We start from the raw sequence: 15,265 nt of genomic DNA on the forward strand, positions 1-15,265 counted from the left end.
TCGCGCCGCACACGACGTGGCGCAGGTACATCTGTCTGAGTTCTGTGGTACGGTCGATCTCTATCCGGAGTAGACGAGCCAACCAAGAAGAGTAATAAATTAATTATTTACTGTTCTTGGACAATTCTTATTATCAACGGTCGAATATTGGCCGTTGATGGTTTTCAAACAGAAATATAGATCCGTCGGATGACCGAGTTTATCGAGTTCGGCAGCAAGACGGCCGCCGACTCGGTACGCGAACAGTTCGAGGAACACCTCTGCTCGGTCGACGATGATAAACGGCTGAAAACAGTCGCGTTCACGTCCGACACGCCAGAGAGCGTGCTTCAACAGGCCGAAGCGCAGGCCCAAGAGACCCGCGCAGAGGACCGACAGGGGGCAGTGATGAGCGGCCCGCTGTCGGAGTCGACCCGAAAGAAGATCAAGAAGTTCGACGGGTTCAGCAAGACGAATACCACGATGTCGTGGCGGCGGGCGAAAGGCGTCTACCAGCGCGAAGGGCATCCTGAACGCTTCTTCGAGTCCATTTCGGCACTCGCCGACTACGACGACCCGAAGGAAGGCGCAGAGGCTGAGATTCGAGCCCGTCGCGAAGGGGCGGTGCAGCACGGCACGAACTCCATCTCCGGCGAGATGAACCGCGGCGAAGAGGACATTCAGGATGATCGGACGATCGCCGACGCCGCCCGCACGGTTCAGTCGGAGGGCTGCGACCACGCCCGCGACCACTGCGAGCACGGCGATTCGGAAGCCTGCGAGTTCCTTCAGGAAGCTTGCGGGTTCGACGAGGGCGAGGTAAACGAGCTGCTCACCGTCACCGATGGCGGCCGCGAGGAGATCGAGCGAGAGATTACCGGACAGGCAGCCGGAGCCCTGAAACGGTCCTGGCAGGGCTATCAGGGCGCGACGGCGGACCTTGCCGAAGCAATCGAACAGGTCGCCGAGAAATGGGAAAACGCTCAGCAGGCCGCGAAAGCGATCAACGCCGTTCGCGAGAAGCACGGGCAGGACCCGATCCACTTCGAGAAATTGGAAGGGGCGAACGCGAAGCTGCAAGACCTTCAGCGGACCACTGCGGCGGGCTGTCACGAGTGCCACGCCAACCACGAGGGGCACGAGCACCCGGACCACGAGAGAGAGCGCGAAGTCCTCGATATGGATGACCAGCAGACGCTCGGCGGCGATCGCGCCGACGACCAGGCCCGCTTTGCAGGCGGCGAGACCGGCAACGTAGAGAGCGAAGTCGAGCAGCCAACCGAAAAGAATCCCGGTGGCCTCCGCGCCGATCAGCGCGAGGGGACCGGCGGCGAGACCACTACCCAGCAGTCCGTCCCTGACGAGTTCAACGTCGCTGAGGGCGGACAGGAGACACTATGAGCAACGTTCAGACGATTCACGAGAAGGACGAACAGGGCAGACAGATTACGCGGCGCGTCGTGACGATCGAGGACGCGACCGGCGAGGAGTTCACCCAAGAGTTCGAGGCCGGAGCGACCGGGCACAAGTATCTCGGCGAGGGCGAACCGCCGGAAAGTGCCCTCGAAGCCCTACAGGAGTACGGAGAATGAGCAACCGCTACATCGAGATCAACAAAGCCGATCTGACGCTGGCGCTGGCGTGGACCGCTGCGGTCCTCGCGTACTGGAGCTGGAAAGAGGCTTCTCAAGCGCGACACGCGGCGAGCCGCAACCTCGACCCCATCACCGTCAGCGGTGGCGAAGTAGAGAGCGACGTCGAGGAAGCACAGACCGATGAGTGAGAGCGATCGGTTCCCGACTCGCTGTCTCGTCGAGGACTGCGACCGCGGCCCCTTCGAGAGCAAAAAGGCCCTGATGGGCCACGTCAACGGGTCGGCAGCCCCCGGTCACGACTGGTCGGAGGTAAAAGACCAGCTCGAAGGGGGCGATCCGGGGGACGACGACCAAAGCAAAGCAGGGGACAGCTCCGGCGACGGCGAGACCAACAATCCGGGGGACGAAGAGGCAGCCGAAGGGAGCGAATCGGCCCCTGAAGGGGACGAGGAAGGGGAAGAAAACGACTCGGACGAAGATATGCCGACTGAAGAGGAGTACCAACAGCAGCACGACGGGGGCGACAAGGGAAGCAAAACAGGGGACGGCTCCAGCGACGGAGACCAAGACAACCAGGGGGGCGAGACCAACGGGTCGGCCCTCGCAGGGCTCCCGATGGACCCCAAGACCCTCGGAATGTTGCTGTTCGTGGCCTTCGTTCTGTGGGTCTCCTACCGCGCTCTCAGCGGATCCGGCGGCGACGACCAACCAACCGGGGGCGACGGGGGAGGCGAACCAGGGGACGGCTCCGGCGACGGTGAGACCGAAATTCAGGGAGGACTGACCGGATGATGGGCCGCGATATTGCCCCTCCGGCCCCCTGGTTCGAGGCAAAGAAGTGCCCCCACGACGGGTGCGACGAAACCCGGTTCACGTCCATCGGGATGGATCTGCACCTAATTCGAGACCACGAGAACCGCGGTCCTCGTGGAGTCCCTGAACAGGTGCGAGGTTCGGTATGACCAAGCACGACGACTTTCTGATGGGTTTCGCAGTCGGAACCGCGGTTCTCAACATTATTGCCACGATGTTTGGCCCAATCGGGCGGCTGGCGTTGATGCTCGCAGTGTTGATTGGCCTGATTATTGGTTTGATGTGGGGTGCCTTCGATGACTGACGCCGAAGCTGCGGACGCCGTCGACGAAGCGGCGGCCGACGCCGACCCGGACGCAGCGGAGCACGACAACGAGGAAGAGCCGCCGGAGATCGACGAGGAGGACCAGGCCGATCTCCCCGCGGACCTCGCAGCCGAAGCCGAAGAGGCAGCGGGCGCGGCCGCCGACCAGGAGGACGGCGATAGCGACGAATCGGACGAAGACGACTCCGAGACCGACTCGTCGACGTCGACGTCGACGAGCAGCAGTGTCAAGGGAGACACGTACGGCGACCTCTACGCTCAGACGCTCGTCAGCGTCACGAACGCGGCGATCGAGGAGCACGGGAAGCCGGACGCCGAAAAGACCGACCTCGAAGCCGCGAAGCAGCTCGGGATCCCCGACCACGCGAACCGACTCGTCGACGAAATGGGGATCGGTCAGGAGATGCCGCCAGGACAGGCCTTGATGGCCTCCTCAGCTATCTTCGTTCTGATGAACGTCTCGGCGAAGACCGACCTACCGCAGCAGATGATGGGAGACCTCGAACTATGATCGGAAAGGGAGCAATGGCGAAGCAGTTTATGAATCGGGTCGACGTCACCGAGTTAGGCGTGGTTCAGGCCCTCGCTGCCGGTCTCGCGGAAATCGAACGGGCGCAGGCCGACGCGCTGCGAGAGCTCGCCGACGCGCACGGCTTCGACGTCGACGTTCAAGAGCCCGATCCGGAGGAGCGAAAGCAGCTACTCCTCCGCGGGCTCGAAGCCGCGACCGAGGGCGACGCCGTCGAGTGGTGGCTTTCGGAGCGCTACGGTCACCGACTCGACGAACCAGAGAAGGCCGTCGAGTACGCGAAGATGGACGTCCACGAGTGGGAAGAGCAGATCGCCCGATGGTCGGAATTCTACCGCTCGAAAGGCTACGGCGGGGACGGAAGCGCCCGAGACCTCGCTTCGATGCACGTCAAGCAGACTTTCGGCGTCTCTATCGAATGGTTCGAGAACGCCGTGGTCGACCTCGATCGCGCCGAAGTGGTCCGACAGCTCCTCGCGGGCAACCTCGAATCGATCGAGTACGCGATCCGCGACGCGGCCGAACAGACGCCTCAGACGGCCGACTGATGCACTTGCTGACTGCGGCTCAGAGTGGCTGGGGTAAGGGGTACTTCACCCAGTCCCTTTGCGAGCGGAACCTCCCCGAATACGACACGGCGGTTATTCTCGACTACTCAGACGAATACCGCGGGCTCGTCGAGGCCGGATACGCAAAGTGGCACATCGGCGGCCCCATCGAACGCGGCTGGTCGGCGTCGAACTGGTCGACGTTCCTTGACGCGAACCCCCGCGTGGTGATCGCCCGGCACGACTCCCTTTCAGCGAGCGGCTGGCAGGATCTTGCCGCGTCGGTCGCGAAGTCGATACGCAGCCGCGAGGGAACCGTCCTGTTCGTGGTCGATGAAGCGCATTTCGTGATTCCGCAGAGCGAAGGCTTCCCAACCGTGCTGAAGGAACTCGCGACGACCGGGCGCGGCGAGGGCGTGAGCTACGTCGTTATCAGTCAACGACTCTCCGAGGTTGAAAAGACGGTTACGACGCAGATGCAGAGCCGTCTACTCGGCGGATTCGATGGAGACGATATCAGCCGCGTCTCGGACGTGGTCGACGGCTACCCTGCGGAGTTGCACAATCCACAGTCGGACCTCTCGCCCGGCCGTGTTCCCGACGAGCTGCTCCCCAACGATCGCGACCGGCCGGTGTCGGTGCAGCGCCACACCAACGACGCAGACAAGACGATCGGTTCCGAGTGGATCTATTCGGACAACTCGGGCGATCGGCGACGCATCGATACGCGGGGGATCGACCTCGACGCGCCACATTACAGCCCCGAGGGCGCAACCCTCGAAATCCCGTGACTGAGAAGTATATCAGCCTGTACGGGGAGAAAGCAAGAGCGTTCGAGCGGGTCGCTGGGGAGTTCGGACCCGAAGGCGTCGACCCCTCGAATCCGGAGGTGGTGATGCGACTGATTGAGTTCTACGAGGAGCAGACGCAAACAGAGATCGAAGGCGGTCTAATGTCGTAGTCCTTCTTTTTCATTCAATTCTCCCAAAATCCGTTTCGGTCGCCTAAGTCGTCAACGTCCGGCGTTCTGAGCGTAGTATGGCAGAACTCAGCAACGCGACGGAAGCGGTTACAGACACGGACCTCTGGATGGAGGCCGGGATGGTCCTCGCCGGACTGGCTGGCTCCGTGGTCCTCAAAAACGGTATCGACTCCCGATTTGATCTCCCCGACGAACTGTATGGGGTAGTTGTTGCGGCCGGAGCGGCCGCGATGGGCTACACCAAGGTCTCTATCGGTGGGATGGGGTACACGGGCATCAAGGCGGCCGAACGAGTCGGCTTCAAGTCGACCGTCGAGAACGCCGGGAGCGGCAACTAAGGCCTATGCAGGACCTCAGCAACATCCACGAGTACGCAACTGAACTGACGAACACGACCGGTCAGGCCGACCCGATTCTGGCGTTCTCGCCGGATGAAGGGCTGCTCCTCGAGCTCATCAATCGGGCGACGCGGGGCAGTGCTCCGGGCATCCCGGTTTATATGGACCTTCGCGACTCCAACGACGACCCGCTGCCGATCGGGACGTCCGTCCAGGTCGAGTTCGAGCGGCCTTCGGATCGGAACCGAAACGTCGTGAGCGAGGAGCGCGACAACATTCAGCCGTGGAACAACCTCTCGATTTCTCAGCAGCAGGACGAGGAGTTCGTCGATTCCGTCAAGATCCCGCTGCTCGGCAAGGCGCTCCAAGTCAGACACATCGACACCGTGTACGTCTCGATCGAGTCCTCGGCGCAAATCGACTGGTCCAACAGCCAGTTCTACATGGAGGGCTCGGCCGTGAACGAGCGGCCGCACAACTGAGATGGTCTCTCAACAGATTCTCAACCGTCTGGCAAACGTCAAAACCAGCCGGGAAACGCTCAAGCGCGGTGATTTCGAGGAGAAGGCCCACGCGGGCGGCTCGGGCGAGTCCGTAATCCTCGAATATCAGGCGGATCAACCGATCGCACTACGGCCGGGTGTGCCGTATCGCATCGTTCCGGTCGCTCGGGAATCCTTTACGAGCGACGGTAGCGGCACGCAGCAGACGTTTACGCTCTCACACAACCTCATCGACTCCGACGTTTCGGATGATGTTGTGCTCTACGTCGACGGAGCGATTACGCAGCCGGATTCGATCGATTACGCGAACGATTCTTTCGACTACACAGACGATGGCACCAACCAGGACCTCACGGTCTACTACGTGGCGGCAACGCAGGCTTCGGTGAAACTCAAGAAGGTGGCTCCGGGCGGTTCGAACTCTGAGTCCCTCGTCGAGCACGACGCGGCACTCATCAACCGACGCGACCCGAACCGCGACCCGAACACGTTCAGTTTCAACGCCAGCCCGCTTCAGGGGACAGTGCCGAAAAACTGGTCCCTGCAATGGACTGTCGACGGTCCATTCAACGCGGGGCGCGACCCGGCCACCGACCCGGCCCCGGTGAATATGCTGGTGTCCGTCCCGATCAACCGGTCGACCGTCTCGGACATCAAAGGACTCGCCAGCGAGGTTAGCGAAGACTCCTCGGACCGGGTCTAACCGCCTATGCAGGGCGGTCTCGTAGCTCCGACGGAGGACGCACAGGTAACGACTACGGCGGCCGGTGGTGCTCCTCCGAGTGCTACCGGATCGCCCGCGCTTCCCGACACGGCACAGACGCAGAGTCAGCCGCCGGGCGTCGGTCCAGGTGTCGCGGCCAGTGTCGCGACGGCCGATCTCGGCGAGATGGTCCTGTGGGACCGGCTGCTCGCGGGCACGTCGTGGTCTCGCAGAGACATTGAACTCGGCCTACAGGTCGTCTCTACGGCGATCCTGCTATTCTGGGTCATCAACGAGGTGCAGCGATGAAAACCGACAAGGAAACCGAACAGATGAGCGCCGACGAGCGGAAGCACCACGCACGCGAGGCGGCGGGAGTTTCCCCCGATGAGTAGCAGCGAGTGGATCCCGGTCAACGAGTTGATCGGCGAGGAGATTAAGAGCGGGCAGAAAGCGACGTTCACGTTCGAGCCGGACGCGAGCGGTATGCAGGTCGACGTGATCGCCGCGTCGAAGTACAAGGGCCTGACCTACGAGGTCGAAGTGGACGGCGACGTTCGTTTTGGCCCCGCTCCAGCTCCCCCAACTGACATTGACGACCTGAGCACGACTCACAACCCGCGGATGCCGGTTAATCGACGGCTCGTGATTACGGTGCGGAACCCGTCGGCAAACGATCGGTTCGTCTTCGCCCAGGTTCGGGGGGTCGAGCAGTAATGCCAGCCGAAACCGAATCAGAGGTTGGGACGATCGAAGGCCTAAGAGCCGATCAATTCGAACTGCAAAACCCCGCAGGAGACATCAGTGGCGGCGTTGAGCAAGAAATCGGCGACGTCTCATCGTTCACGCTTTACCTCGACGTCGCGGCCGCGGTCGACGTGACTGTGGAACTATCGCCGAATGGCGGAGACGATTGGTTCGAGGTAACGGAGAGCCCGGTTAAATTTGCAGCCGCCGGTCAGGACGCTGTACACATCGAGTACAATGCCGACCGAGTGAGGCTCAAGGGATCGAACACCGAGAACGTGAAAGCGATCGTTCGAGAGGTGGTCTAAGATGTCCAGAATGCCCAAGACGGGTAACTCGGCAGAAGATATCGAGGATATCATCGGCGCAACCCTCGGCTACGGCCTCGAATATAACGATCCAGACGGCATCATCACAATGACGCGGGAGGGGCCGAATCCCTACGACAAAGCGCAAACGTTCGCGGAGTCTGACCTGACAGTCTCGCTCGTAAGTAACACCCAAGTAACGAACCAGAGCGTCGAACTCGGGACCACACAGGGCACCGGGTCGGGATGGGGTGTCGACACCGGCAATCAGACCGACCGGAGCGCGAGACAAGGAATGCGCTTCAATCCAAACAAGGATCTGGCCGGTATTCACGCCTCCCTTTCCGGTTCCACGGAGGCAGATACGGTTTATATCTACGACCGAGACGCTTCTGAGTACGTCGTTAACGGGATGAGCGTGACGCAGGGCGGCGAGTTCGACATTTACGCGGACCTCACCGCGGGAACGTCGTACAATCTACTGGCCGACGCGGGGGGCGCAACTTACAACGACGTCGTTGGGGACGGTGGTGTATTCCCACGCAGTACCACGGACATCGACCTCGACGGCTACGGCGGCGCAGACTACGCGATCAACTTCGACTCGCTGAATGCTATCACATACGACATGGCTGGGCAGGTAAATCTCGAATGGCCGTATCCCACCGACGTCTACGAGTGGGACGTTGCCACGTTCACAACAAGCCCTGATGGCGAGAGTGTTGACGTCTATATCGCCTATTCAACCGATGGCGGGTCTTCGTGGAACCGCACCAACAGCGGCAACCCAGTAATTCGGAATTACTCGCTCGCGAACGATCCGAACATCTCAGCGGGTGATGATGTGCGTATGGAGGTCGAACTAAGCCGGGCAGACAAAGCGAACAATCCGACACTTGACTCCGCATACCGGAGTTGGAGATTGTGAGAATATCGCACTTTGATGGCCTGTAAGGGCGAGAAACAAGCAGACACCACACAAAACAAGGAACTCAATCACGATGCACGAGCAATACGAATACGATCAATACGGCGCTGTCGTTGGTTCTGATACCAGCGTCGAGGATGCCGACACCAGCGACGGTGTGGACCTCAATACTGGTTTCTACGGCGACAACGACGACTACAACCCGGACGATTCCGATAGCAACAGCAACGACGGGGGACTCGTCGATTCCGGCGACGACGTTGACCCAGATGATGGGGTCGATCTCGATACGGGATTCTACGGCTCCAACGATGGGTACGACTCGGACGGTTCGGATACCTCCGACTCGGACGGGTCTACCGACACAGGCAATCCCGACACGGATTTCGGCGTCGATCTCGACACGGGGTTCCCCGGATTCGGTGACTCGGGAGAAGACAGCGAGGAGACCGACGAACAGGCCCAACAGGACTTTGAGGAGCAACTGAATCAGATTCGAGCGGACGCACAGGCCGAACTCGAATCCATCCAGTCGGCGTTTTCTGAACGCCTCGAAGCCCTCTCGGCGGGCGAGAGCGGCGAGGGCGATTCGACGATGCTACTCGTCGGCGTCGCCCTCGTCGGGCTGGCCTACTATTACAGCGACCGATGAGCGTTCCTGACGTCAACATCGAGAGTTTCGAGGTCGGCGGTCCCACGACGCCGGGAACGCCAGTCCCGGCTACAGTCCGCGTCAACAACCGCGAGACGGTGACGCCGCTACTCGGCCCGGCAACGTGCGGCGGGGCGTGGGGATCCGATCAGGGGCATCTCACGGACGTCACGGTCGAAGTGAGAGATGACGAGTACGGAACCGTCGTTTGGCAGGAAACCGAGCAGGTCTGCGCACCTGGTGAGCAGATCGGTAACGAGTTCGACGTCCAGTTTGAGCCGACGATCTACGATCTCGGTTCCTACACGGTGACGGCCTCGACGCGCGTTGTCGGGAAAGACGCAGACTCGGATCAGGCCGGGCCTGTTGGCCTGGATGTGACCGAGGACAGTTCGAGCCTGCCGGATTCGGACAGCGGCAACAACTCTGGCGGCGGGTGGCCGTTCGGCGACGGCAGCGGTGACGGCAACCCGTTCGATCTCGGCTTTGGGGGCTCGAATATGAAGATCGTACTCGGCCTGGTCGCTCTCTTGGCGATCGCGTGGCTCGCAGACAGCGCCGAGGGCATCCTTCCCTGAAATGGCCTCCGCCGAACTTCTGGCCGCGCTGTCGGGCTTCTTTGGTGCCCTCTTGACGCTGGGGCTTCCGCTGGTCAGGCACCTCTACCGACAGGACAAGCACGTCACGCGAGTCCTGCGACTCCTCGAAGGCGACGAGGAGGTGGAGGGCGACGGCGTCCTTCCGCGACTGCGCGACGTCGAGGAGACGACTGCGGAGCATCGAGTAGCGATCAGGCGGAGCGACGCGATTCAACTCAACAATGACAGTAAAAGCAGTTAGACAGCAGTTCGTCGACGGGATCGGCACGAAAGCAGTTCACGCGCTGGAAGACGGCGCGACAGTTGGCGTTCTCTTCGGGCTCGCGCTGACGTTCCTCCCGCTGGCGGCGCTGCTGGCGTCGATCCTCGGCGTTCATCCAAAGGGGAACGGCCCGCTGGCGATCATTCGGGGCCTTGGCGAGATCGTGCGCGACGAAGCGGCGCGGAAACAGGAGAGCTACTTTGTCGCGGCGACCCTCGGCGGCTCGCTACTCGGCGCCGGGACCGGCGCGGCGTTGTCGGTCGCGGCGAGCTGGGCAGGCGTGTCGGTGCCGACGGTCGCAGCGCTGCTGTGATGGACGTCGATTAAAGACGTTCTCGAACGGTTTTGACGAACTCGCGGATCTCGTCAGGATCGTCAGCAGCGCCTTGCTGTATTCTCCATTGCTCGGGTTCTTGCCGGATGAGCCCTGTTCCCTTGAATTCAAAATAGGAGCTTTCGGAGTCGTACCACCGCTTAGCCAGATACGCGCCGATTAGTAACCCTGCGATAAGGGCTACTGGACCAACAATATCTCCCAGAATCAAGCCAACTACTGCGGCCAATAGACCTCCTACCAAGTAATTTGCATTCCGGCCTTGATTGGTGAGGCTGATTCCAGATATATCACCGAAAGAGACGTCGTGTAATTGCTCACCCCCACCGCCACCCTGACGGTACTTCAAAACTCGTCTGTCTGTACAAACCCACGCCCAGTAATCAGTAGTACAGTAGCTGAGCATCTCTTCATCGTTTAGCAGGTGTTGCTTGATCGACACGGTCTAAGTCCCGTATAGCCATCTGAAAGGGTTTTCCCTCAAGAGTAGCCCCGTGTGGGTACCGTCGCTCTCGCCCAGCCAGTGCGTATTCTCAATTCTACTTAGGCAAAACACGATCCCATACACTCAACAAACTGCGAGGTTCTAATGCTTTGTCACGATTTGCTAGCCTCATATTTTTTTATCAAGAAGGTTAGAAAGGCCCCAGTTTGATGTAGTAACAGAATCGCATAGTCATCGTCTATTAGCTCGTGACGTTTACGATCGCCACCTAGCTTCTGCACACCAACTTTAATCCCCCCTACGATTTGTTGCCATTCTCCCACCATCGTTGGGTTTGGATCCAGAAGACCACGGTCTTGGATCTCTGAGAGGTATGTCCCGACCGTATCGGTGTCACTAGCCCAACTGTTTTCCTCGGCACAAATACGTTGTGTCACTGCCTCCAAACTATTGTAGAGCTTTTCGGCGATTAAATACGTTCCACCGTTGTCTTTGTACATCTCCCAAGCTTCATTATACCCCTGCAATTCATTCTCCCAGCCTACCTCTCGGGCGAACATCCGAGTCTCTTGGTCTGATTCTATCACGGCCTCGTCACCCATTTCTTGGAGTAGGATCCGTTCGTAATCGGTGCGCACATTCCAGTCATCAGAAACAATCTCTTCCGCTGTAGGTTGAAGATGCAAAAGAATACCTTCTTCTTTCAGAGCATTATGAATCTGAATAACCATCTCGTAAAGTTGCGATTTATTATACGTGTAGTTGGAAGTCCTACCCACCTTTGTCCGAGCCCTGAATGCCTTATTAATGGATAACTCTATCAAGTCGAACGCTTGTTCCATATCCTCAGTTTCTAATATCTGCATTTGAAGATCTTCTGTAGAATCTCTCTGAGTACCACGATATTTCAGGGTTTCCCCCATCCTGTCGACATAATGTTCCAATACATATCTCGCGTCGTCTTTTTCAAAGAAAGAGAAAGCCCGTGAAACCCGAAGTCTTGCTTTCTCGGTTAATTCCTTATGGATCCGTTGCTCGGGTTCTGAATGCCGTTTACTCCAGAAATCGAAGTCCCACATCTTGTTTGTGAATCACAGATCAGTGATATCATTGTTTTGCATAATGGTCGGTTTTTGAAATCACGAATAAATCCAGATCAAACGATTTCATAGAACTCCCCCACAGGAAACCCCCGTATTCTGCGGATTCACAACACCGTTAGAATTAACATTACTTCTAACGTTATTGAGTCTATGCCGAAAACTCGGACCACAAAAGTCTCTCAGAACGAGAACGGCCAGTACCAGGTGACGGTCCCCAAAGCACTCGGTGACTTCTTCGAACTCGAGGGGAAGCGACTCGAATGGAAGTCCGGAAGCGCGTCGAACAAGATGGAGATCATCATCCACGATGAGTAGAGCGCTGGCGTGGATCCGGAAGTCGAAGGGATCCGATGATGACATTGGACTCCAAGAGCAGCGCGACGCCGTCCACCAGCTCGCTGCGGAGGTCGCCGACGAGGTGGAGACGTTGGACCTCGGCGTTCAGACTGGTTTCTCATCGCTCACACGCGACGGCGACGCCGAGCTGCTCCTCGACGAGCACCCGCAAGTACAGGACACGGTTGAGCGCCTTCGCGAAGGAACCTACGACTACGTCGTTGCGTGGGACGATAACCGAATCTCTCGCGATGGCTACTTTGAGGTGATCCGCCACGCGGCCGGTGACGCGGATTTCGTCTACGTCGGCGACGTCGCCGAGGACGATCTCACTCACGACCTGAAGCGCCGCATCGAGCGCGACACGAAAGAGGACGAGATCGAGAAGTCGATTCGGGCAATCGAGGAGCGCAAAGAGCGAGGATACGACCACGGCCGCCCGAAGTTCGGGATGACGTACGACGAGCAGGGGCACTATCAGGTGCCGGGTGAGGACTTCGGTAAGGTGCGTGAGATACTGCGTCGACGTGATCGGGGCGAGACCTACGCGAAGATCAACGACGATGTTGGCGTTTCCGAGTCGACCGCGCGAAATGTCGTTGGCCGACGGCACTGGTACTCAGCACGAACAGAGATATAAGCCCAATATTCAAACTCTGAACCGGTGAAACGTCATAGGTCCGATCTGGAGATTTGGTACTCTTGCCGAAGTTCCGCTTCTGCACGGCCAAATTCTTGTTGTAGTTCGTATCCAAGCTTTTTGATTTCATTTTTTAATTGGCGCAGGTCGGAGTGATGCTCGTCAAAGTTGGACCGTATGGGAATCACATTTTCTTTCTTGTTTCGCCATACGTGTGACGGCATATCATCAGCAGGTTCTAACGCAAGTGCTGATTTAGCGTATGTCTGAATGTTATCTGAACTTATTTCACGATTATCTATATCTTTGCTTAGCAGAAGCTCTAACTCTTTTACTGCCTTTCTATGGGCATCGCAATATTCTTTGACTTTTTGATAGTATAAAAAGACAACACCTGCATTGACATTCACTTCGTCAGAAATCATTGCCGCGTGTTGTGGATCAGTAAACTTTGTCTCAAGTTCTGGAAAGCGCTCGACGGAGGTATTTTCATCAATCTGATAGTGATCATATGCATCGACATTCGACGCATTAAATTCCGTTTTGTGTCGGCGTATTTCTGTGGTTCGTGGCTTAATTTCTTCTTTGACTATTTTCACAATATCGGGCTTTCGCTGTAGTTTTAGTGACCGCTCAGTGTGTTTCGTTTGTTGTTTCATTGCACTCATCATCCCAAATGTTAGTAAGACATATCCGAGCGTAGCAACTGCCAAAATTGCGGAGACGATTAGTGATGCGATCTGTCTTTCAATTACGTTGCAAAGTGCTAATCCAACGACCCCGAATATGAGTATAGTGACGGTCGCGAACGAGATACCGGCGATACGGCTGTTATCTGGTCGCTGACCATTGGTCCGTTTCGCCAGTTCGTCCCACAGTCCCTTCATATTCAAGAATTGTTCACTCAGATCGTATTAATAAACTGCCATTCCTGTGCTAATATATCTGTCCGGTCCGCTCCACTGTGATTCGCTTAATTGCTGAAAGACTGGTGGACGATCTCAGTCACGTACCAAACGATTAAGAGTAGCCGGAAACAAATTATTAGATAATGATGGCGGTTACAGAAAACCCCTCCGAGCTGTCCAGCACTTTTCGGTGGGCTGCTTCAACGGTCGCCAATTTCGTAGTGGGAACGATCATCCTGGGGATACTGTTCGTTGCTGTCAGTGCTCCGGTGCTGTTCGTTCTCCCTACGATATACCCGCAAGCAGTGCCATTTGCGTGGCTCGCAGTAGCTGGACTCGTACTCGGGATGTTGTCTCTGGATCTTACAGACGAGGAAGCCGATATTCTACAGGGTATAGTTCAACGAATGTCGGATATGACTCGTCGGGAGCGGTACGTCTTCCTGATTTCCCTGTATACTATTCTAATTGGGGGAGTCAGTGTTGAGGTCGCACTCATCAGTATCGTCACGTCGCTGCTGGCGAGCCAAGCGTCGCTCCCCCTCGTGGCTGTCGTTTTAGCGATAGGCTACCCCTCGATCGACGCATCGATCGGCGATAAGATCGGTATCAACGTTGCGACTGTTGGAGCCATCCTTGCGACACTCGTAATGCAGGCGTTTGCTGCTGTCTATCGCGTCTCTCCAGCGGTTCCGAAAGCCGCTTCACTCGAAATCAGAAGCGGCCTCACTCACTAAGCGGACTTGTAAATTGGCACCATGTGAGTTGGAATAAAACGACACTAGCAGCAAACCACACTGCGGATTCTGTTTGTGCGCCGAGGTAGGAAGACGGAACAGACACAGGAAAAATCCAGAGAATAGCCTGTGTTGCAATCCATCCCAAGCAAATCGCGGCAGTTCCCTCAGCGATTATTTTGATAAAGAGGCCGAGAAACCACCTCGGCGTATTTCCATCACGTATTGCGCTCGCTGTCCAAGACCTGAGATTCATATTACCCCTCCCCCCGCCGCCGACCCCGCAACACCCGATCGACAGTAGGCCACGGCCGATGCTCGGCGTCGATATCGCCGTTCAGGTACATCTGCCCGTCCGTGGTCAACTCGTACATATCGCCGTGAATCGGCGCGGTGAATCCGATATAAGTCAGCATCTGACAGCGCTCCCAGATTTGCCCCTCAGACACGTTGAAACCCTTTTCCCGGGCCATCGTTGACGGCGTCGCCCAGCTCTCACTGTCCAGATGTTCTAAGATTCGCTCGTCGAGCTGCTTCATCCAGTACGCGGACCGCCGCTCGCTCATCACTACACCTGCCCGCCGTTCGTCTCCCCTGCGGTGAAGTCCCCAGTTCCTTCGTCGACGGCGTCGGGCGCGTCCTCCGACGTGTCGATCTCGCCGTCTAAGTACTGTTCGCCGCGGTCGGTGATGATGTAGACGCCGTTGCCGAGATCGTCCAGTAATCCGTGATTTACCAATTTCTTGCACCGTTGCGAGACGTAACTCCGAGTGTAACGAACGTACCCGCTGTCGACCATTGCTTTTGGACGACCTGACCCGTTTTTACGAATGTATTCGAGGATCCGATCATCTGCGAGTACCATCCAATCACCGGAGTATCGCATTCTTGGTTAATTATTTACCTACGGTATGATATCGGCTTCGGACGGGATTTTAGGCACTGTCTGGA

Annotated in this window: 28 protein-coding genes; 23 read left to right on the forward strand and 5 right to left on the reverse strand. The window is 57.8% G+C overall.

Going from position 1 to position 15,265, the window contains the following annotated elements:
- Positions 1 to 189 precede the first annotated feature (189 nt).
- The 20 genes from FJT57_RS02480 to FJT57_RS02565 all read left to right on the forward strand — a co-directional run bounded on the left by FJT57_RS02480 (position 190) and on the right by FJT57_RS02565 (position 10,124).
- Positions 190 to 1,380, forward strand: coding sequence for a putative sodium/potassium/calcium exchanger (locus tag FJT57_RS02480; protein WP_144901342.1), 1,191 nt, complete (start codon positions 190 to 192; stop codon positions 1,378 to 1,380).
- Positions 1,377 to 1,571: a hypothetical protein gene (locus tag FJT57_RS02485; protein ID WP_144901344.1), complete on the forward strand. Its 195-nt coding sequence runs from the start codon at positions 1,377 to 1,379 to the stop codon at positions 1,569 to 1,571. Before FJT57_RS02480 ends, FJT57_RS02485 begins: the two co-directional genes overlap by 4 nt.
- A complete protein-coding gene (locus FJT57_RS02490; RefSeq protein ID WP_144901346.1) occupies positions 1,568 to 1,762 on the forward strand; it encodes a hypothetical protein in 195 nt (64 codons plus the stop codon). The genes FJT57_RS02485 and FJT57_RS02490 overlap by 4 nt, the downstream gene beginning before the upstream one ends.
- On the forward strand, positions 1,755 to 2,366 hold the full coding sequence (locus FJT57_RS02495; RefSeq protein ID WP_144901348.1) for a hypothetical protein: 612 nt from the start codon (positions 1,755 to 1,757) through the stop codon (positions 2,364 to 2,366). Before FJT57_RS02490 ends, FJT57_RS02495 begins: the two co-directional genes overlap by 8 nt.
- Positions 2,367 to 2,532: 166 nt before the next feature.
- Entirely contained in the window at positions 2,533 to 2,691 is a 159-nt protein-coding gene (locus FJT57_RS16370) for a hypothetical protein (protein WP_162524301.1), read from the forward strand.
- The gene (locus FJT57_RS02500; protein ID WP_144901350.1) at positions 2,684 to 3,223 is read left to right on the forward strand and encodes a hypothetical protein; all 540 of its coding nucleotides are present in this window, start codon (positions 2,684 to 2,686) and stop codon (positions 3,221 to 3,223) included. The genes FJT57_RS16370 and FJT57_RS02500 overlap by 8 nt, the downstream gene beginning before the upstream one ends.
- Positions 3,220 to 3,789: a hypothetical protein gene (locus tag FJT57_RS02505; protein WP_144901352.1), complete on the forward strand. Its 570-nt coding sequence runs from the start codon at positions 3,220 to 3,222 to the stop codon at positions 3,787 to 3,789. Before FJT57_RS02500 ends, FJT57_RS02505 begins: the two co-directional genes overlap by 4 nt.
- Positions 3,789 to 4,580 carry an ATP-binding protein gene (locus FJT57_RS02510; protein WP_144901353.1) on the forward strand — a complete coding sequence of 264 codons (792 nt, stop codon included), beginning with the start codon at positions 3,789 to 3,791 and terminating at the stop codon, positions 4,578 to 4,580. Before FJT57_RS02505 ends, FJT57_RS02510 begins: the two co-directional genes overlap by 1 nt.
- Positions 4,577 to 4,750, forward strand: coding sequence for a hypothetical protein (locus tag FJT57_RS16375; protein ID WP_162524302.1), 174 nt, complete (start codon positions 4,577 to 4,579; stop codon positions 4,748 to 4,750). Before FJT57_RS02510 ends, FJT57_RS16375 begins: the two co-directional genes overlap by 4 nt.
- A 77-nt stretch (positions 4,751 to 4,827) precedes the next feature.
- Positions 4,828 to 5,109 (forward strand): hypothetical protein, encoded by a 282-nt coding sequence (locus tag FJT57_RS02515; RefSeq protein ID WP_144901355.1) that lies wholly within the window; start codon positions 4,828 to 4,830, stop codon positions 5,107 to 5,109.
- 5 nt (positions 5,110 to 5,114) lie between these two features.
- Positions 5,115 to 5,591, forward strand: a complete 477-nt coding sequence (locus FJT57_RS02520) for a hypothetical protein (RefSeq protein WP_144901357.1) — start codon at positions 5,115 to 5,117, stop codon at positions 5,589 to 5,591.
- A gap of 1 nt (position 5,592) precedes the next feature.
- Positions 5,593 to 6,315: a hypothetical protein gene (locus FJT57_RS02525; RefSeq protein WP_144901359.1), complete on the forward strand. Its 723-nt coding sequence runs from the start codon at positions 5,593 to 5,595 to the stop codon at positions 6,313 to 6,315.
- A 6-nt stretch (positions 6,316 to 6,321) separates the two neighbouring features.
- A complete protein-coding gene (locus FJT57_RS02530) occupies positions 6,322 to 6,624 on the forward strand; it encodes a hypothetical protein (RefSeq protein WP_144901361.1) in 303 nt (100 codons plus the stop codon).
- A gap of 78 nt (positions 6,625 to 6,702) precedes the next feature.
- Positions 6,703 to 7,032 (forward strand): hypothetical protein, encoded by a 330-nt coding sequence (locus tag FJT57_RS02535; protein WP_144901363.1) that lies wholly within the window; start codon positions 6,703 to 6,705, stop codon positions 7,030 to 7,032.
- A complete protein-coding gene (locus FJT57_RS02540) occupies positions 7,032 to 7,370 on the forward strand; it encodes a hypothetical protein (protein ID WP_144901365.1) in 339 nt (112 codons plus the stop codon). The genes FJT57_RS02535 and FJT57_RS02540 overlap by 1 nt, the downstream gene beginning before the upstream one ends.
- 1 nt (position 7,371) lies before the next feature.
- A complete protein-coding gene (locus tag FJT57_RS02545; RefSeq protein WP_144901367.1) occupies positions 7,372 to 8,298 on the forward strand; it encodes a glycoside hydrolase family 32 protein in 927 nt (308 codons plus the stop codon).
- A 73-nt stretch (positions 8,299 to 8,371) separates the two neighbouring features.
- Positions 8,372 to 8,950 (forward strand): hypothetical protein, encoded by a 579-nt coding sequence (locus FJT57_RS02550; RefSeq protein WP_144901369.1) that lies wholly within the window; start codon positions 8,372 to 8,374, stop codon positions 8,948 to 8,950.
- Positions 8,947 to 9,528, forward strand: a complete 582-nt coding sequence (locus tag FJT57_RS02555; protein ID WP_144901371.1) for a hypothetical protein — start codon at positions 8,947 to 8,949, stop codon at positions 9,526 to 9,528. The genes FJT57_RS02550 and FJT57_RS02555 overlap by 4 nt, the downstream gene beginning before the upstream one ends.
- Position 9,529: 1 nt before the next feature.
- On the forward strand, positions 9,530 to 9,790 hold the full coding sequence (locus tag FJT57_RS02560; protein ID WP_144901373.1) for a hypothetical protein: 261 nt from the start codon (positions 9,530 to 9,532) through the stop codon (positions 9,788 to 9,790).
- Positions 9,771 to 10,124 (forward strand): hypothetical protein, encoded by a 354-nt coding sequence (locus tag FJT57_RS02565; protein WP_144901376.1) that lies wholly within the window; start codon positions 9,771 to 9,773, stop codon positions 10,122 to 10,124. The genes FJT57_RS02560 and FJT57_RS02565 overlap by 20 nt, the downstream gene beginning before the upstream one ends.
- A gap of 10 nt (positions 10,125 to 10,134) precedes the next feature.
- Here FJT57_RS02565 and FJT57_RS02570 read toward each other — a convergent pair whose 3' ends face one another.
- Entirely contained in the window at positions 10,135 to 10,587 is a 453-nt protein-coding gene (locus FJT57_RS02570) for a PH domain-containing protein (RefSeq protein WP_144901378.1), read from the reverse strand.
- 155 nt (positions 10,588 to 10,742) lie between these two features.
- Positions 10,743 to 11,669, reverse strand: a complete 927-nt coding sequence (locus tag FJT57_RS02575) for a hypothetical protein (protein WP_144901380.1) — start codon at positions 11,667 to 11,669, stop codon at positions 10,743 to 10,745.
- A 174-nt stretch (positions 11,670 to 11,843) separates the two neighbouring features.
- Here FJT57_RS02575 and FJT57_RS16565 point away from each other — a divergent pair, with 174 nt between their 5' ends.
- On the forward strand, positions 11,844 to 12,008 hold the full coding sequence (locus FJT57_RS16565; RefSeq protein ID WP_203229076.1) for a hypothetical protein: 165 nt from the start codon (positions 11,844 to 11,846) through the stop codon (positions 12,006 to 12,008).
- Complete coding sequence (locus FJT57_RS02580) at positions 12,001 to 12,669, forward strand: serine integrase family protein (RefSeq protein WP_144901382.1); 669 nt, start codon at positions 12,001 to 12,003, stop codon at positions 12,667 to 12,669. Before FJT57_RS16565 ends, FJT57_RS02580 begins: the two co-directional genes overlap by 8 nt.
- Before the next feature lie 32 nt (positions 12,670 to 12,701).
- Here FJT57_RS02580 and FJT57_RS02585 read toward each other — a convergent pair whose 3' ends face one another.
- Complete coding sequence (locus FJT57_RS02585) at positions 12,702 to 13,556, reverse strand: phage holin family protein (protein WP_144901384.1); 855 nt, start codon at positions 13,554 to 13,556, stop codon at positions 12,702 to 12,704.
- A 167-nt stretch (positions 13,557 to 13,723) separates the two neighbouring features.
- Between FJT57_RS02585 and FJT57_RS02590 the strand changes: the two genes are divergently transcribed.
- Positions 13,724 to 14,314 carry a hypothetical protein gene (locus FJT57_RS02590; protein ID WP_144901386.1) on the forward strand — a complete coding sequence of 197 codons (591 nt, stop codon included), beginning with the start codon at positions 13,724 to 13,726 and terminating at the stop codon, positions 14,312 to 14,314.
- Between the two features lie 257 nt (positions 14,315 to 14,571).
- Here the strand turns inward: FJT57_RS02590 and FJT57_RS02595 are convergent, their stop codons facing one another.
- Together FJT57_RS02595 and FJT57_RS17265 are read right to left on the reverse strand one after the other, a co-directional pair.
- Positions 14,572 to 14,880: a hypothetical protein gene (locus FJT57_RS02595; RefSeq protein WP_144901388.1), complete on the reverse strand. Its 309-nt coding sequence runs from the start codon at positions 14,878 to 14,880 to the stop codon at positions 14,572 to 14,574.
- Between the two features lie 2 nt (positions 14,881 to 14,882).
- Positions 14,883 to 15,200 (reverse strand): MarR family transcriptional regulator, encoded by a 318-nt coding sequence (locus FJT57_RS17265; RefSeq protein WP_144901390.1) that lies wholly within the window; start codon positions 15,198 to 15,200, stop codon positions 14,883 to 14,885.
- Positions 15,201 to 15,265 lie beyond the last annotated feature (65 nt).

The organism is Halobellus captivus (assembly GCF_007655485.1).
Classification (GTDB): Archaea; Halobacteriota; Halobacteria; order Halobacteriales; family Haloferacaceae; genus Haloquadratum; species Haloquadratum captivum.